The organism is Lutibacter flavus (assembly GCF_900188355.1).
In the GTDB taxonomy this organism is placed as follows: Bacteria; Bacteroidota; Bacteroidia; order Flavobacteriales; family Flavobacteriaceae; genus Lutibacter; species Lutibacter flavus.
Genome location: NZ_FZNX01000006.1, coordinates 60,807 through 83,304 on the forward strand (window position 1 = coordinate 60,807; position 22,498 = coordinate 83,304).

Sequence of the window (22,498 nt, forward strand, 5' to 3'; positions counted from 1 at the left end):
TATGGCAGAAAAAGTAAAACCTTATAAAGATTCCGAACTAGGAAAAAAGGAGCAAGTAGCTAAAATGTTTGATACTATTTCTAAAGAATACGATGGGTTAAATCGTGTAATATCTTTTGGAATTGATATAAAATGGCGTAATAAAGTTGTTAAAATAGTTGGAGAATCGAATCCAAAAAAAATATTAGATATAGCAACTGGAACCGGTGATTTGGCAATTAGTTTAACAAAAACAAATGCTGAAAAAATAATTGGATTGGACATTTCTGAAGGAATGCTAAATGTTGGAAAACAAAAAATAGAAAAACTTCAATTAACCAATCAAATTGAAATGGTATTGGGTGATTCTGAAAAAATTCCATTTTCAGACAATTATTTTGATGCAATTACAGTAGCATTTGGTGTACGTAATTTTGAAAATTTAGAAAAAGGTTTATCTGAAATTTATCGTGTTTTAAAACCAAACGGAACTTTTGTTGTTTTAGAAACATCAGTTCCTACTAAAACTCCATATAAACAGGGATATAAATTTTATTCTTCAAAAATACTACCAATTATAGGTAAATTATTTTCCAAAGATAAATCTGCATATAGATATTTATCAGATTCTGCAGCATCTTTTCCTTATGGTAAGGCATTCAACAATATTTTAGATAAAATTGGGTTTATAGATATTGAAAACAAACCACAAACACTTGGGGTGGCTTCTATTTATGTATCAAAGAAATAATTTATGAAAAAAATAGTTGTTGTAATCTTACTAGTCTTTACAGTTAGCAACATTAATGCTCAAAAAAGAGATATTGTTGAGTATAAACAAAGCTGGGATAAGCAAACTGTTTTTTGGGGTTATTTTTTAGGTATAAACCAAAAAGATTACAAAATTACTTACCAATATGATGGCTCTTTTATTGATGTTACGCCATCTATGGGTTTCGAAGTGGGACTTATTGGAGATTTAAGATTGCATAAAAACATTAATTTAAGAATTGAGCCGGGACTTTCCAGCAATACTAAAGAACTTGCTTTTACACATATTGAAGGTGGCCCAAAAGACAGTATTAGAGATGTAAATGCAACTTATTTAAGAGTTCCTTTATTAGTTAAATTAAGCACAGATAGACTAAATAATATTAGACCTTATCTTATAGGTGGTGTTTCATACGATTATAATTTTTCAAGTAATCAAGACAATCCAGATGATAATTCAAATGGTGAATTTAGAATGAAAAAAAATAATTTTACTTATGAAATTGGTGCTGGAATTGACTTTTATTTACCTTACTTCATTTTTTCTCCTTCAATTAGAGGTGTTTTTGCTATAAATGATGAATTAGTTAGAGATTATAGTTCAAATAGCCCTTGGACTGGAAATGTAGATTATTTTGGAACAAGAGGAATCTTTATAAAATTCGCCTTTCATTAAGATAGGCGTCTAAATTCGCTTAATAAAATTGCTGTAGCGGTTGCAACATTTAAACTCTCTGCTTGCTTCAAATCTCCAAATCTTGGAATAGATACCGAATTGTTTAGTAATTTTAAAATGGGCTTACTTATACCATTTGCTTCATTACCCATTACCAAAACAGCATCTTTGGGTAATTTACTTTTATAAACGTTCTCACCATTCATTAGTGAAGCATATGTTGGTTTTTCAGTAGCTTTTAAATAAGTTTCTAAGTCGGTATAAACAATATTTACTCTAGTTAAAGACCCCATAGAAGCCTGTACAACTTTAGGATTATAACAATCAACTGTTCCCTTTGAACAAACTAATTGATCAATACCAAACCAATCGCACAACCTAATAATTGTACCTAAATTTCCAGGATCATTTACTTCATCCAAAGCCAAAACTAATCCATCAGTTTTTATCAATTTAGAAGATGGAATTTTAAATAGCGCTAAAACCTTATTTGGTGTTTTTAGTACGCTTATTTTTTTCAATTCAACTTCAGAAATTACGGTTACGTTTTCTCCGTTTTTATATAAACTATCATCCACACAAAAAATCTGTTCCAATTCTAAATTTGAGTTCAAAAACTCATCAACAACCTTAACTCCTTCAGCAAAAAATAAATTACTTTTTACTCTGTACTTTTTTTGTTGTAAACTCGTTATTAACTTTAACTGATTTTTACTTAAACTCATTGATTTATTTATAATAAATAGTAATTGGGTAATAGTTCGAAAAGTTTTACATTTGAAACAAATTTAAACTCTTATTTGTTGAAAAACAATTTTATAATATTAATAATTTTATTAAGTATAATTACAGGTTTTTCATCGTGCAATACTGTAAAGTATGTTTCTGAAAACGAAAATTTACTTACAAAAAACATCATTTTAGTAAATGATAAAAAAAATGTTGATGACGAAATTACTGATTATGTTGTTCAACGCCCAAATTCATTAGTCCTTGGTGTTCCATTTCCTCTTCATTTTTACAATATTGGAAACAAAAATTTTGAATCTGATTATGACCAGTGGAAAATTGACAATCCAAAAGCTTATAATTTTACAACAAAAGTATTTTCAGAAAAACAAACCAGAGGATTACATAATTTTAAATACAACACCCATAAATGGTGGCTAAATAACGGGGAAGAACCTGTAATATTTGATTCGAAAAAAGCTACTCAAACGGTTGATAATTTTATGCAACATTATCATAATGAAGGCTATTTTAATGTGAAAGCATATTATGATATTGCATATTTAAAAAACAAAAAAGCTGCCGTTACCTACTACGTAAATACAGATAAACCATATACGCTAGATACAATTACTATTAATATTGAATCTAAAGTTTTAGACTCTATTTATTTATCTCAAAAAGAAGCCTCTTTTATAAAAAAAGGGGAGAAATTTAAATATTCTTTATTTATTAATGAACAAAATAGAATTACCAATTTGTTTAGAAATTCTGGTATTTATCATTTTAATAAGAATGCAATTTTAGTTGATGCAGATACATCTAATTACAAATCTAATATTGATTTAATTATTAATGATAGTATTGCAAATATCCCCTATAAAATTCAAAAAATAAAGAAAATAAATATTTATACTGATTTCGCTTATAATACTAAAGACAACCCAATACAAGACAGTTTAAATTACAAAGGCTATTTTTTTCTTACCCAAAACAAATTAAAATATAATCCTAAATTATTATTAGACGCTGTTTTTATTGAACCAAACGATATTTATAAAGATGAAACCCGAGAATTAACAAGAAAAAATTTAAGAAGATTAAATAATTTTAGAACCGTTGAAATTAAATACAATGAATTAGAAAATGATTTTTTAGAGGCTTCTATTTACTTGACTCCTCTTAAAAAATACTCAATAGGATTTAGCTCCGAACTAACACATTCTAATATTAGACAACTTGGTATTTCAGGGAAATTGTCTTTTTTAAACAGAAATATTTTTAAAGGATCTGAAATATTAAAATTCTCGGTACAAGGATCTTTTTTAGACTCTAAAGATGCAGCTGACAGTGAAAAGCTGTTAAATGCCTGGGAAATTGGTGGCGATGTTTCTTTAGAACTTCCAAGAATTTTATTGCCTTTTAAAGCAAACAAGATTATTCCAAAAAGTATGTCACCTAAAACAATTTTTACTGTTGGTACAAGTTTGCAAAAAAACATTGGGTTAGATAAACAAAAATTTACTGGAATTATTGATTATACCTGGGAATCTACAACTACAAAAAAACATAGTTTCCAGCTTTTAAATGCTCAATTTATTAAAAATTTAAATATTGATTCCTATTTTAACATCTATAATTCTGAATTTGAAGAAATCCAAAGTATAGCTTCAACATATTTTAATGAAGATATTTCAACATCTGATGTTGTAGATTTTATAAACTTAAATATTGATTCTAATTTTGAAAGTTCAAATCCTACTGAATTTACAATTGCTCAAAACATTAAAAACCGTTACAATATTATTACAGAAGATGTATTAATTCCTTCTGCGACTTATACATTTACCTATAATAATAGTGAAAATTATAAAGATACAGACTTCTCCTTTTTTAGGGCTCGTTTCGTTTCATCTGGAAATTTAACAAGTCTTTTAGCTACAAAAAAGGATGAAAACGGTATCAAAACACTTTTTAATACTCAAATCGCTCAATATGTTAGAACTGATTTTGAATATAAAAAATTCTGGAACCTTTCTTTTGAAAATGTATTGGCATTCAGAAGCTTTTTAGGAATTGCATTTCCTTATAATAATTCAAGTACAATTCCATTTAGCAGAAGTTATTTTATTGGAGGACCAAATGATTTAAGAGCTTGGAAAATATATGATCTGGGCCCAGGATCTACACAAAGTGGTTTAGAATTTAATGTGGGGAATTTAAAATTTATTAGCAGTTTAGAATATCGATTTAAAATAATAAATAGTGTAAAAGGAGCATTATTTGTTGATGCTGGTAATATTTGGGATATCTCAAACTCAGCAGTGACAGATCCTGAAGCAAAATTTAATGGATTTAATTCATTAAAAGATATTGCAATTGGCTCAGGTTTTGGAATTAGATATGATTTGAGTTTTATTCTATTACGTTTAGATTTAGGGTTTAAAACATACGAACCATATCTTGAAAGCAACAAGTGGTTTCAACATGTAAACTTTAAAAACAATGTTTACAATTTTGGTATTAGTTATCCTTTTTAAAAAAACTATTTCGATTTCGTTTTTTTTCTTTCCAATGCCTATTTAATCCTTATAATTCATTAATTTTGCTATATCAAGCTTAATACAATTAATATAATTAAAACATTATGAGTCATACAATTAAACCAGGAGTTGCAACAGGAAGCAAAGTACAAGAGATCTTTAAATTAGCAAAAGCTAAAAATTTCGCATTACCAGCGGTAAATGTTATAGGCTCTAATACAATAAATACTGTGTTAGAAACAGCAAAAGAATTAAATTCACCGGTAATTATTCAATTTTCAAATGGTGGAGCTCAATTTAATGCAGGTAAAGGATTATCAAATGAAGGACAAAAAGCAGCTATTGCTGGTGGAGTTGCAGGTGCAAAACACGTGCATACTTTAGCCGAAGCATATGGAGTACCTGTAATTTTACATACAGACCATTGTGCTAAAAAATTACTTCCTTGGATTGATGGTTTATTAGATGCTGGAGAACAATTTTACAAAGAAAATGGAATTCCATTATATAGCTCTCACATGATTGATTTATCTGAAGAGCCTTTAGAAGAAAACATTGAAATATGTAAAACTTATTTAGCTCGTATGAGTAAAATGGGAATGACATTAGAAATAGAATTAGGAATTACAGGTGGTGAAGAAGATGGTGTTGACAATACTGATGTAGATGCTTCAAAATTATATACACAACCTGAAGAAGTTGCTTATGCATATGACGAACTTAAAAAAGTAAGTGACAATTTCACAATTGCTGCTTCTTTTGGAAATGTTCACGGTGTTTACAAGCCAGGAAATGTAAAATTAACTCCTAAAATTTTAGACAATTCTCAAAAATATATAGAAAAGAAGAATGGTACTGAGAAAAACCCAGTAGATTTTGTTTTTCATGGTGGTTCAGGATCTTCTTTAGAAGAAATCAGAGAAGCAATTGGATATGGAGTAATTAAAATGAACATTGATACCGATTTGCAATTTGCTTTTACCGAGGGAATTAGAGATTATATGAATGAAAAAATTGAGTACTTAAGAACTCAAATTGGAAATCCTGATGGAGCAGACAAGCCTAACAAAAAGTACTATGATCCTCGTGGATGGTTACGTAAAGGTGAAGAAACTTTTAAGGCTCGTTTAATTCAAGCTTTCAAAGATTTAAATTGTGTAGACACACTATAAATTAACAAAATAAAACTTAATTTAACAAAGAGAACATATTTTTATACGTTCTCTTTGTTTTTTTTAGTAATTTGCACCTCTATTTTCAACTAAAACAAAATTATATGTCATCTTGGTTTAAAAGAAAAGATAAGGGAATCCAAACCCCTACTGAAAATAAAAAAGATGTACCAAAAGGATTGTGGTACAAAACTCCAAGCGGAAAAGTTGTTGATACCGACGAATTAAAAGAAAATTTTTATGTTAGTCCAGAAGATGGATATCATGTAAGAATTGGAAGCGCTGAATATTTTGAAATTCTATTTGATGATAATCAATTTAAAGAATTTGACAAAGATATGGTATCTAAAGACCCCTTAAAATTTACAGATACAAAAAAATATACCGATAGGTTAAAGCAAGCTTATGAAAAAACTAAATTAAAAGATGCTGTTAGAACAGCAGTTGGGAAATCCTTTGGGAAAGATTTAGTTATAGCGGCAATGGATTTTGCGTTTATTGGAGGTTCTATGGGTAGTGTTGTTGGAGAAAAAATTTCTAGAGCAATAGATTATTCAATTAAGCATAAAGTACCATTTTTAATGATTTCAAAATCAGGTGGTGCAAGAATGATGGAAGCATCTTTATCTTTAATGCAATTAGTAAAAACATCAGCAAAATTAGCTCAATTATCAGATGCTGGAATTCCGTACATTTCACTTTGTACAGATCCTACTACTGGAGGAACAACGGCTTCTTACGCTATGCTTGGCGATGTTAACTTTGCAGAACCTAATGCTTTAGTTGCTTTTGCCGGCCCACGTGTTGTAAAAGATACAACTGGTAAAGAATTGCCTCCTGGATTTCAAAGATCTGAGTTTGTACTAGAACATGGTTTTTTAGATAAAATTATTGAACGTAAAAATTTAAAAAAACAATTAAATTTATATATTGATTTAATTCAAAATTTACCAATAAGAAACTAAAAAAAGCGAGCTAAATGCTCGCTTTTTTATTAACCAAACTAACCAAACTGAATACTATTTCCTTAGTTTCCCATTTTTCTTCTTCTTAATACTATTTCCGTTTCAACGCCTTCACTATCTGTGAATACTGCAATATCATCACAAGTTCCATCTCCAAAATTTATGACACCTGTTGTTTCACCTCTAACAATTTCAACAATACCACTAACAATAAATCTACAGGACATTTCTCTTCTTAAAGCCTCAATTATATTTCCCGAAAACACAGTTCCATCTTTAAATATTGATGTCCAACTACCAGTTATTAAATAAACATTATCACTCCAAGCCCTTGTATCAAAGCCTTCAATCCATTCTCTTGTTTTTGTTCCTTCTTTAGAAATAATCTCCCCATCAGGCCAAGTTAAAGTTATATTTATCGTTTTAATAGATTGAGGGTTTCCGTTGTCATTCTCTCTGGTTTTAACAATAATATTGGATCCTTCTACTGCAACTTCGTTAAAATAAAATCCATCGTATGTAATTGTTACAACAACTGTTGCGGAATTTTCATCATAAACATAAACCATAATAATTTTCCCGGATAGAACATGTCCATTTGGCAATTCACATGCTTCTCCAAAATCCACAGTTACTGTCTTTGTAGTTCCAACTATATCAACAGTTCTTGTAGCGCAATCTGGCATTCCACCATGATTATTTCCATCATCTTTTGAAGCGACTTCCTTTCCACTAGTAGCAAAATCCTCAAACATAACATCATCCACAATATTGTCCATTTCATCAGATATATCCTCAGATTCAATCAGAGTAATTGTTTCTTCCTCAGATATTTGAACGGTCTGTTCTATTGCATCATTATTTTCACAACTTGTAAAAATTAAAGTACTAACAATAAAAACAAAAAACATTCTAAAAATTAAATTATACATTCTCATAAGATTAAATATTTAAAAAATTAAAAAAAACTTCTATAATTTCTTAGACCTTAAAAAAAACAAAAAGTTTAAAACAATATCAAAATAAATAACTTGGGCTCAATATATTGAGTATTCAAAATAATAATAGTATCTTTGCCGACTATTAGCTGCATATTGCAGTATTAATACATAAAAATTATTAATAAAAATTAATGTTAGCATGTACTTAACAAAAGAGAAAAAAGCGGAAATTTTCGCAAAACACAATGAATCAGCAACAGACACTGGTTCTTCAGAAGGACAAATTGCCTTATTTACTTTCAGAATTAACCACTTAACAGAGCACTTAAAAGGAAATCGTAAAGATTATAATACTGAGCGTTCATTAGTTAAACTGGTAGGTAAAAGAAGAAATTTACTTGATTATTTGATTAAAACGGATATCGTAAGATATCGTGAGATTATTCAAGAATTAGGAATTAGAAAATAAAAAAAAGAGGCAACTATTGCCTCTTTTTTTTATTTATTGAATTACAAAAGAAAGCATAGATTAAACTTTTCATTGGAAAACACAACACAACAACAACCAATTGTTTAATTAAAATTTAAAAAATTATTTATGATACCGAAGGTTCATACACAAATTATTGATTTAGGAGATGGAAGAACCATCTCAATTGAAACTGGAAAATTAGCAAAGCAAGCGCATGGTTCGGTTGTTGTAAGAATGGGAGATGCCATGTTATTAGGTACTGTTGTTTCTAACTACAGACAAAGTGATGTTGACTTTTTACCTTTAACTGTAGATTACAGAGAAAAATTTGCAGCTGCAGGTAAGTATCCAGGAGGTTTCTTCAAAAGAGAAGCAAGACCAAGTGATAATGAAGTATTAACAATGCGTTTAGTAGACCGTGTTTTACGTCCATTATTCCCTAAAGATTACCACGCAGAAACACAAGTTATGATTCAATTAATGTCTCATGACGATAATGTAATGCCTGATGCTTTAGCAGGCTTAGCCGCTTCTGCAGCTATCCAATTAAGTGATCTTCCTTTTGAAACTCCAATTTCTGAAGCTAGAGTTGCAAGAGTAAACGGTGAATTTATAATCAACCCAAATAGAACTCAATTAGCTGAAGCTGATATTGATATGATGGTTGGTGCATCTGCCGATTCTGTAATGATGGTAGAAGGTGAAATGGATGAATGTAGTGAAGAAGAAATGGCTGAGGCTATTAAATTTGCACATGAAGCTATTAAAATTCAATGTGCTGCTCAAGTTGCATTAGCAGAGTCTTTTGGTAAAAAAGAAACACGTGAATATGAAGGTGCAGCTACTGATGAAGCTTTAGAAAAAGCAGCTCACGATTTTTCATACCAAAAAGTTTACGACATTGCAAAAGCAGGAAGTGCTAAACATGAACGTAGCGCTGCATTCGCAGAAATAAAAGAAGCATTTAAGGCTACATTTTCAGAAGAAGAATTGGCTGAAAAAGGAGCTTTAATTTCAAAATATTATAGCAAAGCAGAAAAAAGTGCTATTAGAAACTTAACCCTTGAAGAAGGTTTACGTCTAGATGGTCGTAAGACTAATGAAATTAGACCAATCTGGTCTGAAGTAGATTACTTACCTTCTACTCACGGTTCATCAATCTTTACAAGAGGAGAAACTCAAGCATTAGCTACAGTTACACTTGGAACTTCTAGAGATGCTAATATTATTGATTCACCAACAAATGAAGGTGAAGAAAGATTTTACTTACACTACAATTTCCCTCCTTTCTGTACAGGTGAAGCAAGACCTTTAAGAGGTACTTCGCGTAGAGAAGTAGGACATGGAAACCTAGCGCAACGTGCTTTAAAAGGAATGGTTCCTGCTGATTGCCCTTATACAGTTAGAATAGTTTCTGAAGTATTAGAATCTAATGGTTCTTCTTCAATGGCTACAGTTTGTGCGGGTACAATGGCGTTAATGGATGCTGGAGTTCAAATGACAAAACCAGTTTCTGGTATTGCTATGGGATTAATTTCTGATGGTGATCGTTATGCTGTACTTAGCGACATTTTAGGTGATGAAGATCATTTAGGTGATATGGACTTTAAAGTAACAGGAACTGCAGACGGTATTACTGCTTGTCAGATGGATATTAAAGTAAAAGGATTGTCTTACGAAATTTTAGTGAATGCACTAAAACAAGCTAGAGATGGTCGTTTACACATTTTAGGAAAAATCACTGAAACTATTTCAGCTCCAAATGCTGAGGTAAAATCACATGCTCCAAAAATGATTTCAAGAAGGATTCCTAATGAATTTATTGGTGCATTAATTGGACCAGGAGGAAAAGTTATTCAAGAAATGCAAAAGGAAACTGGATGTACAATTGTTATAAATGAAGATCCAGTTACTGAAGAAGGTATTGTTGAAATTTTAGGAACAAACCAAGATGGTATTGATACTGTTTTAGCTAAAATTGATTCTTTATTGTTTAAACCACAAGTAGGTAGCGTTTACGAAGTAAAAGTTATTAAAATGCTTGACTTTGGTGCTGTTGTAGAATATACAGAAGCTCCTGGAAATGAAGTTTTATTACATATTTCTGAATTAGCTTGGGAAAGAACTGACAATGTTACTGATGTTGTTAATATGGGTGATGTGTTTGATGTGAAATATTTTGGAAAAGATCCTAGAACTCGCAAAGAGAAAGTATCTCGTAAAGCTATTTTACCAAAACCTGAAGGCTTTAAAGAAAGACCTCCTAGAGATAGAGATGATAGAGGTGGACGTGATAACCGTGGTAGAGATAACCGTGGTGGAGATAGAGATAGAAAACCTAGACCTAGAGATTAATTCTCGAAATTATAAATTATTAAAAAGCTTCTCAGAAATGAGAAGCTTTTTTTATAAACTGTATTAAATCAAAAAGAAGCCTACAATTACATAAATTTATTTGTAATTTGGCTTCTTTCTTTTTAACAGAAGAATTCTAATCATTTAATTCCTTCTGTTTTTGAATTATTAGAGGATACTAACCCATTAATATTTCTAATAATCCATTTAATTTGAGAGTCCCAATCATTAGCTTTCGCTAATGATTGGCTTTCTAACTCTCATTAATAATAGAAATAACTAACCCAGTATTTCTATTAAGTTTTAGTAAAAAATATTTCTGCTTTAAATTCTATAAGAACTTAAATAGTACATTTTTCTTTTTCCTTTACAAATTTCCCTTTTACAGAAACATTTTTACTAAATATATTTTACTTTATCTCTACTTTTTGATCAACAAAAGACTTAATAGGCAGCACTACTATACCTTCCTCCGTTTTAATTGTAATACATATATTATCTATTTGTTGAATAACACCTTCAATCTTTTTAGTTTTTATATGCTGCCCAATTTCAAAGTTTTTTCGAGAATAAAAACCAAAAAGCAATCTGGTAATTACATCTCTTGCCCCTAATCCAAATGCGATGGTAAAAGAAACTAAAACAGAACCTAATATTAAAGTAATATTACTTGTAATAATTTCGGTATCAATACCTGCCTGATTTAATGCTGTAATTGAAATAAAAATAACTATTAAATAAAACACAATATTACCAACCAAATTACCACCTGTAAGTTCCATTGATTTAAATGTTTCTTGAATCGTATTTTTAATTAGCGACCCCACATAAACTCCAATTACAAAAATAAATAAGGCACTTATTAAAACTGGTAAATATGCTATAAAACTTCCAATTCCTTCGGAAACCATTTTTAGGCCTAACATATCTGAAGCAATAACTATAAAAATTAAAATCAACAAATATTTTACAAACTTTAAAATAATTTTAGATGGCACTACTGTATAATCACTTTTACCGAATAATTCCGCTTCGTTTAACTTTGTTGTTAACGAATCAATTTTTGAAATTTTTAATATCTTTTTAAGAACAACATTTACAACTTTTAAAAATATCCAAGCAATTATAATGAATCCTATGCCCATTAAAATTTTTGGAATTACATTTAAAAATTGGCTCCATAAATCTTGTGCAAATGTTAAATTGACATTTTCTAATTGGATTATTGTTTTCATTTTATTAAATTTTGGGTTAGTAAATTTTATTTTTCTTTCTTATTATTTTTAATTGTTTTTGATTCAGTATCTAAGAACTCTCCTATTGTATTAGGGTACTTTATTACAAATAGATCGGCCACATCAATAGAGAGTTTAATTAATGAAATATCATTAATTACTCGTTCTCTAAGTACTTTTGGCACTTCTTCGTTATGTAATATTTTCTTAAACGGATTCTCCATTATTTAAGATTTTTATATACACTAATTAATTTTTCCTTTGCTCTTTTCAATCGCATTTTTATTGCACTTTCCCCAATCTCCATTGCTTCCTGTATTTCTTTTATCGAAAAATCATCTTGATACTTCAATAATAAAATCATTTTTTCATTTGGGTCTATTAGCTCTAATGCCTTTTTCAATTTATCAGATTTCATACTGTAAATTGATTCATCACTCGAATCTAATTCGTTATTATCATCTGATATCTCCCCTTCAAAATTCTTTTCATTTTTTTTATAATTATTTCGAGTAACATAGTTAACACAAAAATTATACGTAAAAGAATATAGCCAAGTCGAAAACTTAGCAGTTCCTTTAAATGTTCTTAGTTTAACAAAAAGTTTAATAAAGACATCATGTGTTAAATCTTGTGCTTCCTCCTTTGAGGATGCAAATCCGTAACATTTATTATAAACCATAGAGACATATCTGTCGTACAAGACAGCAAACAAATGGGTATCATTTGTCTGTACTATCCTTTGAACTAACTCGTTATCACTTAATAACGATATATCACTATTTGATTTCAAAAATTACTAGTTGGGTTATATCTTTAGGACACTTTTGCTTTTATAAAGTCACAAAAACATTAAATTTATTTTATTTTGTAACATTTTCAAAAATACAACGTATATATTGTATAGCATATATATTAATAAATAAATTTTTAGTATCTAAATGAGACAACTTAAAATAACAAAACAGGTTACTAATAGAGAAACCGCATCATTAGACAAGTATTTACAAGAAATAGGAAAAGTTGATTTAATTACTGCCGAAATGGAGGTAGAATTAGCGCAACGAATAAAAGCAGGAGATCAGGCAGCTTTAGAAAGATTGACAAAAGCAAATTTACGTTTTGTTGTTTCTGTAGCAAAACAATATCAAAATCAAGGATTAACTTTACCAGATTTAATTAATGAAGGTAACTTAGGATTAATAAAAGCAGCAAAACGTTTTGATGAAACACGTGGTTTCAAATTTATATCTTACGCTGTTTGGTGGATTCGTCAATCAATTTTACAAGCGTTAGCTGAACAATCTCGTATTGTACGTTTGCCTTTAAATAAAATTGGTTCTATCAATAAAATTAATAAAATGTACGCTTTCTTAGAGCAAGAAAACGAAAGACCTCCATCTGCAGAAGAAATTGCTAAGAAATTAGATATGACTGTGAACGATGTTAAAGAATCAATGAAAAATTCTGGTCGTCACGTATCTATGGATGCTCCTTTAATTGAAGGTGAAGATTCTAACTTATATGATGTTTTAAATACTGGTGAATCTCCAAATCCAGATAAAGCATTATTACATGAGTCTTTAAAAGTTGAAATTGAACGCGCATTAGAAACGCTTACTCCAAGAGAAGCGGATGTAGTTCAATTATACTTTGGTTTAGGTGATGCTCACCCAATGACTTTAGAAGAAATTGGTGAAACTTTTGATTTAACTAGAGAGCGTGTTCGTCAAATTAAAGAAAAAGCAATTAGAAGATTAAAACATACATCAAGAAGTAAAATTTTAAAAACATATTTAGGTTAAATATTGATTTAACACTAATAAACTTTTTGATTACTGAATAAAAACGCTCGAAATTTCGAGCGTTTTTATTTTTTAAATGATACTTTTGCAAAAACAATTACAAAGAAATGAATAAAATTATAGCCCCTTCAGTTTTAGCTGCAGATTTTGCAAACTTACAACGAGACGTTGAAATGGTAAATAATAGCAAGGCAGATTGGTTTCATATTGATGTCATGGATGGTGTTTTTGTTCCTAACATCTCTTTTGGAATGCCTGTTATTAGTGCAATTAAGAAACATGCAAAAAAAACAATGGACGTTCATTTAATGATTGTTAATCCAGATAAATTTATTTCTGATTTTAAAAAAGTTGGTGCAGACATTCTAACAGTTCATTATGAAGCATGTCCGCATTTACATAGAACTGTACAAGCAATAAAAGCTGAAGGGATGCAAGCTGGGGTTTCATTAAATCCACATACACCAATCGCTGTTTTAGAAGACATTATTGAAGATTTAGATTTAGTATTAATTATGAGTGTAAACCCAGGTTTTGGTGGACAAAGTTTTATTGAAAACACTTATAAAAAAGTACAACAATTAAAGGCATTAATTGAATTTAGTGGGTCAAAAGCTATTATTGAAGTTGATGGTGGTGTTACAGATCAAAACATTGAACAACTATCTGAAGCTGGTGTTGATGCTTTTGTAGCTGGAAGCTTTATTTTTAAAAGTGAAGATCCAATAAAAACTATTGCAGATTTAAAAGGTCTGGTATCAGGCATTTAAATAGCTTCCAACTCATATTGTACTAGCAAATAATTTAATATATCTGTAGTTGTAACAATTCCAACTAAAATATCATTATCAACAACTGGTAAGGCATGAAATTCATTTTTAGATAATATTTCTACCACCGATTTAATTGTAATGCTTGAATTAACTTTAATTGGATTTTTAACCATTATCTGCTCAATACTAAGCATATTATAAATAGTGTTATCTATTTTAATTTCATTAGCATCGTACGAATCCAAAAAACTAATGCGTTTTAAATCTGTTAAACTAAGCATTCCAACAATGTGTCTATTTTTTGTTACTGGAATATGCCTAATATGATTTTCTCTAAATAATTTTTCGGCTTTAAATAAATCATCATGTAAGCTTAACGTTATAAGCTCCTTTGTCATTATTTTCGATATAGGCTCAAGACGTTTCATAAAATAATATTTTTAATTCTCTTAAAGTTCGAAAATAACAACCAAAATATTTATGATTAAAATCATTTTATCTAAAATAGAGGTATTATCTTAGCAAAGTCTTTCACAAAAAAATTAATAATTATGAAGAATAAATTAAAATGGTTATTTCTCTCAACTATTCTAATTTCAATATTAATTTCTTCTTGCAACCAACAAAAAGTTCACAATTTAACAATAGCTACAGCGGCTAATATGCAATTTGCCATGGAAGAATTAACAACTTCTTTCACCAAAGAAACGGGCATTAAATGTGAAACAATTTTAAGTTCTTCTGGTAAATTAACGGCTCAAATTAAAGAAGGTGCACCATATGATATATTTGTTTCAGCAAATATGAAATATCCAAATGAACTATATAATGCTGGTTTTACAACTCAAAAACCAAAAATATATGCTTTCGGAAAATTGGTTTTATGGTCTATGATAGATAGTATAAAACCATCTATAAATTTATTACTTCATAAAAATATAAAACATATTGCAACAGCAAACCCAAAAACAGCACCATATGGAATTCCAACGGAGGAAGTTTTAAAACATTATAAAATTTATGATAGCATTAAAAATAAATTAGTTTATGGCGAAAGTATCGCTCAAACTAATCAATTTATAACCACCAAAGCTGCAGAAATCGGATTCACATCTAAATCTGTTGTTTTATCTCCTTTTATAAAAGGCAAAGGAAATTGGATAGATATTGATGAACAAGCTTATGCGCCAATAAAACAGGGAATTGTAATTATAAAAAACACATCGACTTCAATAGATAAAAAAGAAAAATTTTATAACTTTCTTTTTTCAAAAAAAGGACAAGATATTTTGAATAAATTTGGGTATTCAACCAACTTCTAAATGAATATTTTAAAAGGAAAAATAGAAAAACTAACAGTTAGTGGAAGTTTAACTTTAATTGGAATTGAAGTTAATAACATTGGTATGTCTGCAATTGTGATTGATACATCCGAAGCAGCACCTTATTTAAAATTAGGAAATACTATAACCGTTGTATTTAAAGAAACTGAAGTTATTATTGGAAAAGGAAATACAGATAACATTAGTCTAAGAAATAAATTTAAAGGAATAATTGATATTTTAGAATGTAAAGAACTATTAAGTAAACTTACTATTAATACATCGGTTGGAAAAATTAGCTCAATCATAACTACCAATGCTGTAAATCAATTAAATCTAAAAGTAGGATCTGAAGTTACTGCAATGATTAAAACTAACGAAATCATGTTATCAGAATGATTGATTGGGAACCGCTAATATTAACTTTTAAACTTGCTTTTATAACAACAATTTTATTGTTATTAATTTCAATTCCACTCGCCTACTGGTTGGCCTTTACCAAATCTAAATTAAAGCCCGTTTTAGAAACTTTTGTAAGTATGCCTTTGGTGTTACCTCCAACAGTGATCGGATTTTATTTATTAATTGCATTTAGTCCTTCAAATTCATTTGGTGGCTGGCTAAACGACTGGCTTGGATTAAAACTTGTGTTTTCATTTGAAGGTTTATTAATTGCTTCAATTATTTATAGTTTACCATTTATGGTGCACCCAATACAATCAGGTTTTTCAAATTTATCAAGCTCTTTAAAAGATATGTCTTATGTGTTAGGAAAAACCAGAACAACAACTTTATTTAAAGTACTACTTCCAAACATAAAATCATCTTTACTAACTGGAATTGTACTTGCATTTGCGCATACAATTGGTGAATTTGGTGTAGTTTTAATGATTGGTGGAAATATTCCCGGAAAAACAAAAGTAGCTTCAATTGCTATTTATGATGAAGTTGAATCATTAAATTATGCAGCTGCAAATACGTATTCTTTAATTCTCTTCGCTTTAACATTTTGCATTTTATTGGTGGTTTACTTAATAAATGGAGGCTATTTAAAACAGTTTTATAAATGATTGAAATTTCCATTCAAAAAAAATTAAAATCAGCTTCAGGTGAAATGTTGCTAAACATTAATACTGCAATTAAAAAAGGAAGTTTGGTAACGCTTTATGGAAAATCTGGAGCTGGAAAAACTACAATTCTTAGAATATTGGCTGGTTTACTTAATCCTGATCACGGTAAAATCGACGTAAACGGAGCCACTTGGCTTAATACCAGTGAAGGAATAAATTTAAAACCTCAAAAAAGGAAAATTGGATTTGTTTTTCAAGATTATGCTTTGTTTCCTAATATGACGGTTATAGAGAATCTAAAGTTTGCTCTAAATAAAGGTGAAGATGATAATATTATCAATCATTTAATTGATATCATTGAACTAGGAGAACTTCAAAACAGAAAACCAGATACGCTTTCTGGCGGACAAAAACAACGTGTAGCACTAGCAAGGGCTTTGGTTCAAAAACCTTCTATTTTAATGTTAGATGAACCATTATCAGCCTTAGATTCTGAAATCCGATTTAAGTTACAACAGTACATTTTAAAAGTGCACAAAGAGTACAATCTAACTACACTATTAATTAGCCATGATATTTCAGAAATAATAAGAATGTCTGATAAAGTATTAGAAATTGATCAGGGGAAAATTATTAAACAAGGTAAACCAAACGAAGTTTTTAATTATAAAGAATTAAATGCAAAATTTCAGTTTACCGGGACTATTATAGAAATTGAAAAACAGGATTTCCTTTATATTCTAACTATAAGAATTGGGAAAGATCTAGTAAAAGTTGTTGCTGATGAAAGTGAGGGTCAACAATTAGTAATAGGTGATAATATTTTAGTTTCAGCAAAAGCTTTTAATCCTGTAATACATAAAATTGGTTAATATTTGATTTTATAAATCTTTAAGATATCAATATTTAGCATTTTTTGAACATACATAAATATTATTGGTAATTTTTCTTTAAATATTTCAGGAGTTTCAAAATAATGCTCAATAAGTACAGCTAGAAATTCATATTGATTTTCGAAAGCATATTCACGTAAATAATTTGCATCAATTATTTTTTTTTGATTGTCTTTGTTTTTCAAATGAATTAAAATTTTATTATAATAATTCTTAAAATTTAAACCTGAGTAACTTTGATTTATCAAGAAACCAAAATGTAATGCATGTGAAAATTCGTGTAATGCCAAATTCAAATTATCATTCTTCACTTTGACTCCATCTAAAAAATCGATCCAGGAAAAAACAACTAAACGAAGTTTTGGATTAGTTTCCCCTTTATGCATTTGTTTTAATACAGTTGAATAATATGATTCTGGGTAAATTATAATTGAATTTACTTGTGAAAACAAATACTTATGCATGCCAAAGGTTAAAGTTGTTGCCATTGCAGCTACTAAAGTTTTCATTTCAAGGGTAATTTCAATTTCATTACCAATAAAATTATGCCCTTTGATAAACTTATAAACTCTGTGCTCAAAAATAATTTTGTCTTTGGAATTTAAACAGCTATAAAAATAACTTCTCTTATTTAAATATACCCGCTGTTCTTCCAGTATTTTTTTTGGAAAAAATACTAACTGAGGTAAATTAGTTTGAACATATAAAATTCCTTTTATAGAATTAATGAAGTATGTAAATAACCTAATCAAGTTTATTTATTAAAATTTAAAAAGCTCTAATTTAAATTAATCTTTAATTAGAGCTTTAATTTAGTGACCCCGACAGGATTCAAACCTGTAACCGCTGGAGCCGAAATCCAGTGCGCTATTCAGTTGCGCCACGAGGCCTTATAATTTAGAAATTTAACCCAACAATTGTTTTACAGCAAGAGAAATCGCTTTTCCATCAGCTTTACCAGCTAATTGCTTTGATGCCATTCCCATAACCTTCCCCATATCTTTCATTGAAGATGCTCCAACAGTTTCAATAATTCCAGCAATAACTTTCTTTAACTCATCTTCACTCATTTGTTCAGGTAAGAACTGTGCAATTATTTCCACTTGCTCTAATTCTGGCTCAGCTAAATCATCTCTTCCTTGCTCTTTATACAAAGTTGCACTATCTTTTCTTTGCTTAACTAATTTTTGAAGTAATTTAATCTCTTCATCTTTAGTTAATCCTTCTGAAGCACCACTTTTTGTTTGAGCTAATAATATTTCAGATTTTACAGCTCTTAATGATTCTAAAGCAACTTTATCTTTAGATTTCATAGCTTCTTTCATTTTAACCATTAATTTTTCTTGTAAACTCATATTCCATTATTTTTGTTTTGCGAAGATAAAAAAAAAGAACCCGAAAATCTTTAATTTACTAAAGATTTCCGGGTCTAATTCTTAGAAATAAATCTAAGGCTCGTCTTTGGGCAATATTTTTAATCTACATTATCATGTAAGAAAGAATTGTTTGATCTAAATTGAATATCATCATTTTCATCTATATCTAAAGTCGTTCTTGATTGATTAACTTCTAAGGAATGTGAAGTTTCATCAAGTTGAACCCCCATCCTTTTATAAGCAGGAACTTTTTCAATTTCATCAATATTTTGATTCACTTTATTTATAAACTTGTAATTGAAATTTTTCATTTTCAATCGTCTATCTTCAGCTCTTTTTTGCAATTCTGCAATTGTTAAATCCAAAGGAGAAACTTCCTTATAATCAACAACTTCAGTTTCATTAACATCTATTTCTGCTTTAGAACGAAGGGTGAAATTAAGCTCTTCACTTACTTTTTCTTTAACTTCGGTAATAGCTGGTTTAGATGCTTTTGTCAAATTTTCTTCCAGTTCCGTATAATCCTCCAATGAAAAATACACATCCTCTTCAACTTTTTTAGGTGGTTGAACTACTTGATGTCCAACAACTTCAATTTCGTTTAAAACTGTTTTAGATTCTTCCTTTTTAGGTTCTTTTATAGGTTCCTTTATAGGTTCTTCTATTGATTCCTTTTTAATTTGTGAAAGCGGAATATCAAAAGTAAATTCAATTTGTTTTTCTTCTTCTACAATTGGCTGTTCTTCAATATTAGCTGTAATTGGAGTAATTACAAAATCGTCTTCTTTAATTTCGTTTAAAGAAATTTCTTCATAAACAACTTCAATATTATTTATAAAATCTGTTGTAGGAATAATTTTAAAATCTTCCTCTTCCTCTTCTCCTAAATCAAAAATAACCTTATCCTCAACAGCTGGTTGACTTTTAATTTCATTTTCTTTATTTATTGAACTTTCAATAATTCTTTTTTCTGAAAAATCAAAAGTAGCTTCTTGATCTTCACCAAGGGTATGTATTATTTTTTTTGCTTCAGTATTGGAAATTTCATGTTGTTGATCTTTATTAAATCCTGTTGCAACAATTGTAACTGCGATTGCATCTCCAAGACTTTCATCTTCACCAACTCCCATTATAATATTAACATTTGATTTCGCCTCAGATTGAATAAAATCATTAATCTCACCAATTTCATCAATTGTAATTTCTTCAGAACCAGAAACTATTAATAAAAGCACATTTTTAGCACCGGTTATTTTATTGTCATTTAATAACGGTGAGTCTAACGCTTTTGAAATAGCTTCTTCAGATCTATTAGGCCCTGATGCTGTTGCAGATCCCATAATTGCAGTTCCACTATTAGACAGCACTGTTTTCGCATCTTTTAAATCGATATTTTGTGTGTAATGATGCGTAATTACTTCTGCAATACCTCTAGAAGCTGTAGATAAAACTTCATCTGCTTTTGAAAACCCGGCTTTAAAACCAAGATTGCCATAAACTTCCCTTAATTTATTATTATTTATAACTACTAATGAATCTACATATTCACGCAATCTTTCAATTCCTTTTTGAGCCTGATCGTTACGCATTTTACCTTCAAAATTAAAAGGCATAGTAACAATTCCTATGGTTAACAAATCCAATTCACGAGCAACTTTCGCAATAATTGGAGCGGCACCAGTTCCTGTACCACCACCCATTCCAACGGTAATAAATACCATTTTAGAATTTGAAGAAAGCATATCTTTAATTTCTTGAATGCTTTCAATTGCAGCTTGTTCACCAACTTCTGGATTTGCACCTGCACCTAAACCTTCAGTTAATGAAACACCTAATTGAATTTTAGTTGGTACCGGGCTATTTTGCAAGGCCTGAGAATCCGTATTACAAATTACAAAATCAACGCCATTAATACCTTGTGAATACATATGATTCACGGCATTACTACCTCCTCCACCTACTCCAATGACCTTTATTACGTTTGATTGATTTTTTGGTAAATCGAATGAAATGTTGCTAAAATCTGAACTGCTCATAATATTAATTTATTGGTGTTTTTTTATTTGATCTTTTTCTTTTTTCTTTGTTATTCTGCATTGTCTAAAAAATCTCTGAACTTATCTCCCCATTTTTCAAAAATTGATTTTTTAGGGTCTTTAACTTCTTCAATTTCATCATCATCTTCTACATTTGCATCTTCACTTTTTAATTCTTCATCTTTCTCATGATTGTGTTGTGCCTCTTTTACTTTTTGTTTATCCAGCCTGTTTAAACCATTCATTAAAAGCCCAACCGCTGTTGCATATTGTGGACTAGAAAAACTTTCATCAGAATCTCCTGCTAAATTTTCATTTGGATATCCAATTCTTGTATCCATTCCAGTAATATATTCAACTAGTTGCTTTAAATGTTTAAGTTGAGCTCCCCCACCTGTTAAAACAATTCCTGCAATTAATTTTTTCTTTGGTTCTTCGTGACCGTAATTTTTAATTTCTAAAAAAACTTGTTCAATTATTTCAACCACACGTGCGTGTATAATTTTAGAAAGATTTTTTAGTGTTATTTCTTTTGGATCTCTACCACGCAATCCTGGAATAGAAACAATTTCATTGTCTTTATTTTCACCAGGCCAAGCCGATCCAAATTTTGTTTTTAATAATTCAGCTTGTTTTTCAATTATTGAGCAACCCTCTTTAATATCTTCAGTAATTACATTTCCTCCAAATGGAATTACAGCTGTATGACGAATAATTCCGTTTTTAAATATTGCTAAATCGGTTGTTCCACCACCAATATCAATTAATGCTACACCTGCTTCTTTTTCTTCAGTACTTAAAACCGCTTCAGCCGAGGCTAATGGCTCTAACGTAATTCCAGCTAAATTTAAACCTGCACTTTTAATACAACGCCCAATATTTCTAATTGATGAAACCTGACCAACAACTACATGAAAATTTGCTTCTAATCTGCCTCCATACATCCCAACCGGCTCAGTTATTTCAGCTTGCCCATCAACCTTAAATTCTTGTGGTAACACATGAATAATTTCTTCACCTGGGAGCATTACTAATTTGTGCACTTGTTTTTCAAGCTTTTCCAAATCCTCATCACTAATTACCTCTTCAGAATTTGGTCTTGTTATATAATCACTATGTTGTAAACTTCTAATATGCTGACCCGCAATCCCAACTACAGCTTCATCAATTTTAATTCCTGAAACAGCAATAGCCTCATCAACAGCAATTTGAATAGATTGAATTGTTTGTGTTATATTATTAACAACTCCACGGTGCACACCTAAACTCTTTGATTTCCCCGTACCTAACAACTCTATTTTCCCATATTCATTTCGACGACCTATCATAGCAACAATTTTAGTTGTTCCTATATCTAATCCTACTGAAATATCATTATGTTCCAT

The 22,498-nt window shown here is 29.7% G+C and carries 23 protein-coding genes and 1 tRNA gene; 13 read left to right on the forward strand and 11 right to left on the reverse strand.

All coding sequences use genetic code 11. The annotated features are described in order from the left end of the window. Position 1 precedes the first annotated feature (1 nt). Positions 2-730, forward strand: a complete 729-nt coding sequence (gene ubiE / locus CHB63_RS15340) for a bifunctional demethylmenaquinone methyltransferase/2-methoxy-6-polyprenyl-1,4-benzoquinol methylase UbiE (RefSeq protein ID WP_089379369.1) — start codon at positions 2-4, stop codon at positions 728-730. Between the two features lie 3 nt (positions 731-733). Continuing rightward, entirely contained in the window at positions 734-1,426 is a 693-nt protein-coding gene (gene porT / locus CHB63_RS15345; RefSeq protein WP_089379370.1) for a type IX secretion/gliding motility protein PorT/SprT, read from the forward strand. Here the strand turns inward: porT and CHB63_RS15350 are convergent. After that, positions 1,423-2,151, reverse strand: coding sequence for a TrmH family RNA methyltransferase (locus tag CHB63_RS15350; protein ID WP_089379371.1), 729 nt, complete (start codon positions 2,149-2,151; stop codon positions 1,423-1,425). The two genes, porT and CHB63_RS15350, sit on opposite strands and share 4 nt — an antisense overlap. 78 nt (positions 2,152-2,229) lie before the next feature. On the opposite strand from CHB63_RS15350, the gene tamL reads away from it, so the two are divergent. From tamL to accD, 3 genes are all read left to right on the forward strand, one after another. After that, the gene (gene tamL / locus CHB63_RS15355; protein WP_245857039.1) at positions 2,230-4,695 is read left to right on the forward strand and encodes a translocation and assembly module lipoprotein TamL; all 2,466 of its coding nucleotides are present in this window, start codon (positions 2,230-2,232) and stop codon (positions 4,693-4,695) included. 107 nt (positions 4,696-4,802) lie between these two features. Then, on the forward strand, positions 4,803-5,870 hold the full coding sequence (gene fbaA, locus CHB63_RS15360) for a class II fructose-bisphosphate aldolase (RefSeq protein ID WP_089379372.1): 1,068 nt from the start codon (positions 4,803-4,805) through the stop codon (positions 5,868-5,870). A gap of 104 nt (positions 5,871-5,974) precedes the next feature. Next, positions 5,975-6,835: an acetyl-CoA carboxylase, carboxyltransferase subunit beta gene (gene accD / locus CHB63_RS15365; RefSeq protein ID WP_089379373.1), complete on the forward strand. Its 861-nt coding sequence runs from the start codon at positions 5,975-5,977 to the stop codon at positions 6,833-6,835. Positions 6,836-6,897: 62 nt separating this feature from the next. On the opposite strand, the gene CHB63_RS15370 is transcribed toward accD, so the two are convergent. After that, positions 6,898-7,767 carry a hypothetical protein gene (locus CHB63_RS15370; RefSeq protein ID WP_089379374.1) on the reverse strand — a complete coding sequence of 290 codons (870 nt, stop codon included), beginning with the start codon at positions 7,765-7,767 and terminating at the stop codon, positions 6,898-6,900. Between the two features lie 208 nt (positions 7,768-7,975). Here CHB63_RS15370 and rpsO point away from each other — a divergent pair, with 208 nt between their 5' ends. Both rpsO and CHB63_RS15380 read left to right on the forward strand, forming a co-directional pair. After that, positions 7,976-8,245, forward strand: a complete 270-nt coding sequence (rpsO, locus tag CHB63_RS15375) for a 30S ribosomal protein S15 (RefSeq protein WP_089379375.1) — start codon at positions 7,976-7,978, stop codon at positions 8,243-8,245. A gap of 129 nt (positions 8,246-8,374) precedes the next feature. Next, entirely contained in the window at positions 8,375-10,603 is a 2,229-nt protein-coding gene (locus CHB63_RS15380; protein ID WP_089379376.1) for a polyribonucleotide nucleotidyltransferase, read from the forward strand. Between the two features lie 410 nt (positions 10,604-11,013). Here the strand turns inward: CHB63_RS15380 and CHB63_RS15385 are convergent, their stop codons facing one another. The 3 genes from CHB63_RS15385 to CHB63_RS15395 are packed head-to-tail and all read right to left on the reverse strand — an operon-like array spanning position 11,014 to position 12,631. After that, positions 11,014-11,838 (reverse strand): mechanosensitive ion channel family protein, encoded by an 825-nt coding sequence (locus CHB63_RS15385; RefSeq protein WP_089379377.1) that lies wholly within the window; start codon positions 11,836-11,838, stop codon positions 11,014-11,016. 26 nt (positions 11,839-11,864) lie between these two features. After that, positions 11,865-12,062: a hypothetical protein gene (locus CHB63_RS15390; RefSeq protein WP_089379378.1), complete on the reverse strand. Its 198-nt coding sequence runs from the start codon at positions 12,060-12,062 to the stop codon at positions 11,865-11,867. Then, on the reverse strand, positions 12,062-12,631 hold the full coding sequence (locus CHB63_RS15395; RefSeq protein ID WP_089379379.1) for an RNA polymerase sigma factor: 570 nt from the start codon (positions 12,629-12,631) through the stop codon (positions 12,062-12,064). The genes CHB63_RS15390 and CHB63_RS15395 overlap by 1 nt, the downstream gene beginning before the upstream one ends. A gap of 148 nt (positions 12,632-12,779) precedes the next feature. Here CHB63_RS15395 and CHB63_RS15400 point away from each other — a divergent pair, with 148 nt between their 5' ends. Together CHB63_RS15400 and rpe are read left to right on the forward strand one after the other, a co-directional pair. Continuing rightward, a complete protein-coding gene (locus tag CHB63_RS15400; RefSeq protein ID WP_089379380.1) occupies positions 12,780-13,643 on the forward strand; it encodes a sigma-70 family RNA polymerase sigma factor in 864 nt (287 codons plus the stop codon). 107 nt (positions 13,644-13,750) lie between these two features. Continuing rightward, entirely contained in the window at positions 13,751-14,413 is a 663-nt protein-coding gene (gene rpe, locus CHB63_RS15405) for a ribulose-phosphate 3-epimerase (protein WP_089379381.1), read from the forward strand. Here rpe and CHB63_RS15410 read toward each other — a convergent pair. Further along, positions 14,410-14,844, reverse strand: coding sequence for a CBS domain-containing protein (locus tag CHB63_RS15410; RefSeq protein ID WP_089379382.1), 435 nt, complete (start codon positions 14,842-14,844; stop codon positions 14,410-14,412). The two genes, rpe and CHB63_RS15410, sit on opposite strands and share 4 nt — an antisense overlap. Before the next feature lie 123 nt (positions 14,845-14,967). On the opposite strand from CHB63_RS15410, the gene modA reads away from it, so the two are divergent. From modA to CHB63_RS15430, 4 genes are read left to right on the forward strand one after another with little or no spacing between them, the layout of a single operon-like run. Beyond that, positions 14,968-15,738 (forward strand): molybdate ABC transporter substrate-binding protein, encoded by a 771-nt coding sequence (gene modA / locus CHB63_RS15415; RefSeq protein ID WP_089379383.1) that lies wholly within the window; start codon positions 14,968-14,970, stop codon positions 15,736-15,738. Further along, a complete protein-coding gene (locus tag CHB63_RS15420; RefSeq protein ID WP_089379384.1) occupies positions 15,739-16,137 on the forward strand; it encodes a TOBE domain-containing protein in 399 nt (132 codons plus the stop codon). After that, a complete protein-coding gene (gene modB, locus CHB63_RS15425; RefSeq protein ID WP_217898427.1) occupies positions 16,137-16,808 on the forward strand; it encodes a molybdate ABC transporter permease subunit in 672 nt (223 codons plus the stop codon). The genes CHB63_RS15420 and modB overlap by 1 nt, the downstream gene beginning before the upstream one ends. Further along, complete coding sequence (locus CHB63_RS15430) at positions 16,805-17,680, forward strand: sulfate/molybdate ABC transporter ATP-binding protein (RefSeq protein WP_089379386.1); 876 nt, start codon at positions 16,805-16,807, stop codon at positions 17,678-17,680. Before modB ends, CHB63_RS15430 begins: the two co-directional genes overlap by 4 nt. Here the strand turns inward: CHB63_RS15430 and CHB63_RS15435 are convergent. From CHB63_RS15435 to ftsA, 5 genes are all read right to left on the reverse strand, one after another. After that, positions 17,677-18,453 (reverse strand): zinc-dependent peptidase, encoded by a 777-nt coding sequence (locus CHB63_RS15435; RefSeq protein ID WP_176420407.1) that lies wholly within the window; start codon positions 18,451-18,453, stop codon positions 17,677-17,679. The two genes, CHB63_RS15430 and CHB63_RS15435, sit on opposite strands and share 4 nt — an antisense overlap. Positions 18,454-18,517: 64 nt before the next feature. Then, positions 18,518-18,591 (reverse strand) — tRNA-Arg (locus CHB63_RS15440). Between the two features lie 15 nt (positions 18,592-18,606). Continuing rightward, positions 18,607-19,056, reverse strand: coding sequence for a GatB/YqeY domain-containing protein (locus CHB63_RS15445; RefSeq protein WP_089379388.1), 450 nt, complete (start codon positions 19,054-19,056; stop codon positions 18,607-18,609). A gap of 119 nt (positions 19,057-19,175) precedes the next feature. Further along, a complete protein-coding gene (gene ftsZ / locus CHB63_RS15450; protein ID WP_245857044.1) occupies positions 19,176-21,113 on the reverse strand; it encodes a cell division protein FtsZ in 1,938 nt (645 codons plus the stop codon). Between the two features lie 50 nt (positions 21,114-21,163). Further along, on the reverse strand, positions 21,164-22,498 hold the full coding sequence (gene ftsA / locus CHB63_RS15455) for a cell division protein FtsA (protein WP_089379390.1): 1,335 nt from the start codon (positions 22,496-22,498) through the stop codon (positions 21,164-21,166).

Bases quoted from the DNA above. Each gene is read 5' to 3' on its own strand.
- ubiE (WP_089379369.1), top strand. From the start codon at position 2: ATGGCAGAAAAAGTAAAACCTTATAAAGATTCCGAACTAGGAAAAAAG.
- porT (WP_089379370.1), top strand. From the start codon at position 734: ATGAAAAAAATAGTTGTTGTAATCTTACTAGTCTTTACAGTTAGCAAC.
- CHB63_RS15350 (WP_089379371.1), bottom strand. From the start codon at position 2,151: ATGAGTTTAAGTAAAAATCAGTTAAAGTTAATAACGAGTTTACAACAA.
- fbaA (WP_089379372.1), top strand. From the start codon at position 4,803: ATGAGTCATACAATTAAACCAGGAGTTGCAACAGGAAGCAAAGTACAA.
- accD (WP_089379373.1), top strand. From the start codon at position 5,975: ATGTCATCTTGGTTTAAAAGAAAAGATAAGGGAATCCAAACCCCTACT.
- CHB63_RS15370 (WP_089379374.1), bottom strand. From the start codon at position 7,767: ATGTATAATTTAATTTTTAGAATGTTTTTTGTTTTTATTGTTAGTACT.
- rpsO (WP_089379375.1), top strand. From the start codon at position 7,976: ATGTACTTAACAAAAGAGAAAAAAGCGGAAATTTTCGCAAAACACAAT.
- CHB63_RS15380 (WP_089379376.1), top strand. From the start codon at position 8,375: ATGATACCGAAGGTTCATACACAAATTATTGATTTAGGAGATGGAAGA.
- CHB63_RS15385 (WP_089379377.1), bottom strand. From the start codon at position 11,838: ATGAAAACAATAATCCAATTAGAAAATGTCAATTTAACATTTGCACAA.
- CHB63_RS15390 (WP_089379378.1), bottom strand. From the start codon at position 12,062: ATGGAGAATCCGTTTAAGAAAATATTACATAACGAAGAAGTGCCAAAA.
- CHB63_RS15400 (WP_089379380.1), top strand. From the start codon at position 12,780: ATGAGACAACTTAAAATAACAAAACAGGTTACTAATAGAGAAACCGCA.
- rpe (WP_089379381.1), top strand. From the start codon at position 13,751: ATGAATAAAATTATAGCCCCTTCAGTTTTAGCTGCAGATTTTGCAAAC.
- CHB63_RS15410 (WP_089379382.1), bottom strand. From the start codon at position 14,844: ATGAAACGTCTTGAGCCTATATCGAAAATAATGACAAAGGAGCTTATA.
- modA (WP_089379383.1), top strand. From the start codon at position 14,968: ATGAAGAATAAATTAAAATGGTTATTTCTCTCAACTATTCTAATTTCA.
- CHB63_RS15420 (WP_089379384.1), top strand. From the start codon at position 15,739: ATGAATATTTTAAAAGGAAAAATAGAAAAACTAACAGTTAGTGGAAGT.
- CHB63_RS15430 (WP_089379386.1), top strand. From the start codon at position 16,805: ATGATTGAAATTTCCATTCAAAAAAAATTAAAATCAGCTTCAGGTGAA.
- CHB63_RS15445 (WP_089379388.1), bottom strand. From the start codon at position 19,056: ATGAGTTTACAAGAAAAATTAATGGTTAAAATGAAAGAAGCTATGAAA.
- ftsZ (WP_245857044.1), bottom strand. From the start codon at position 21,113: ATGAGCAGTTCAGATTTTAGCAACATTTCATTCGATTTACCAAAAAAT.
- ftsA (WP_089379390.1), bottom strand. From the start codon at position 22,498: ATGGAACATAATGATATTTCAGTAGGATTAGATATAGGAACAACTAAA.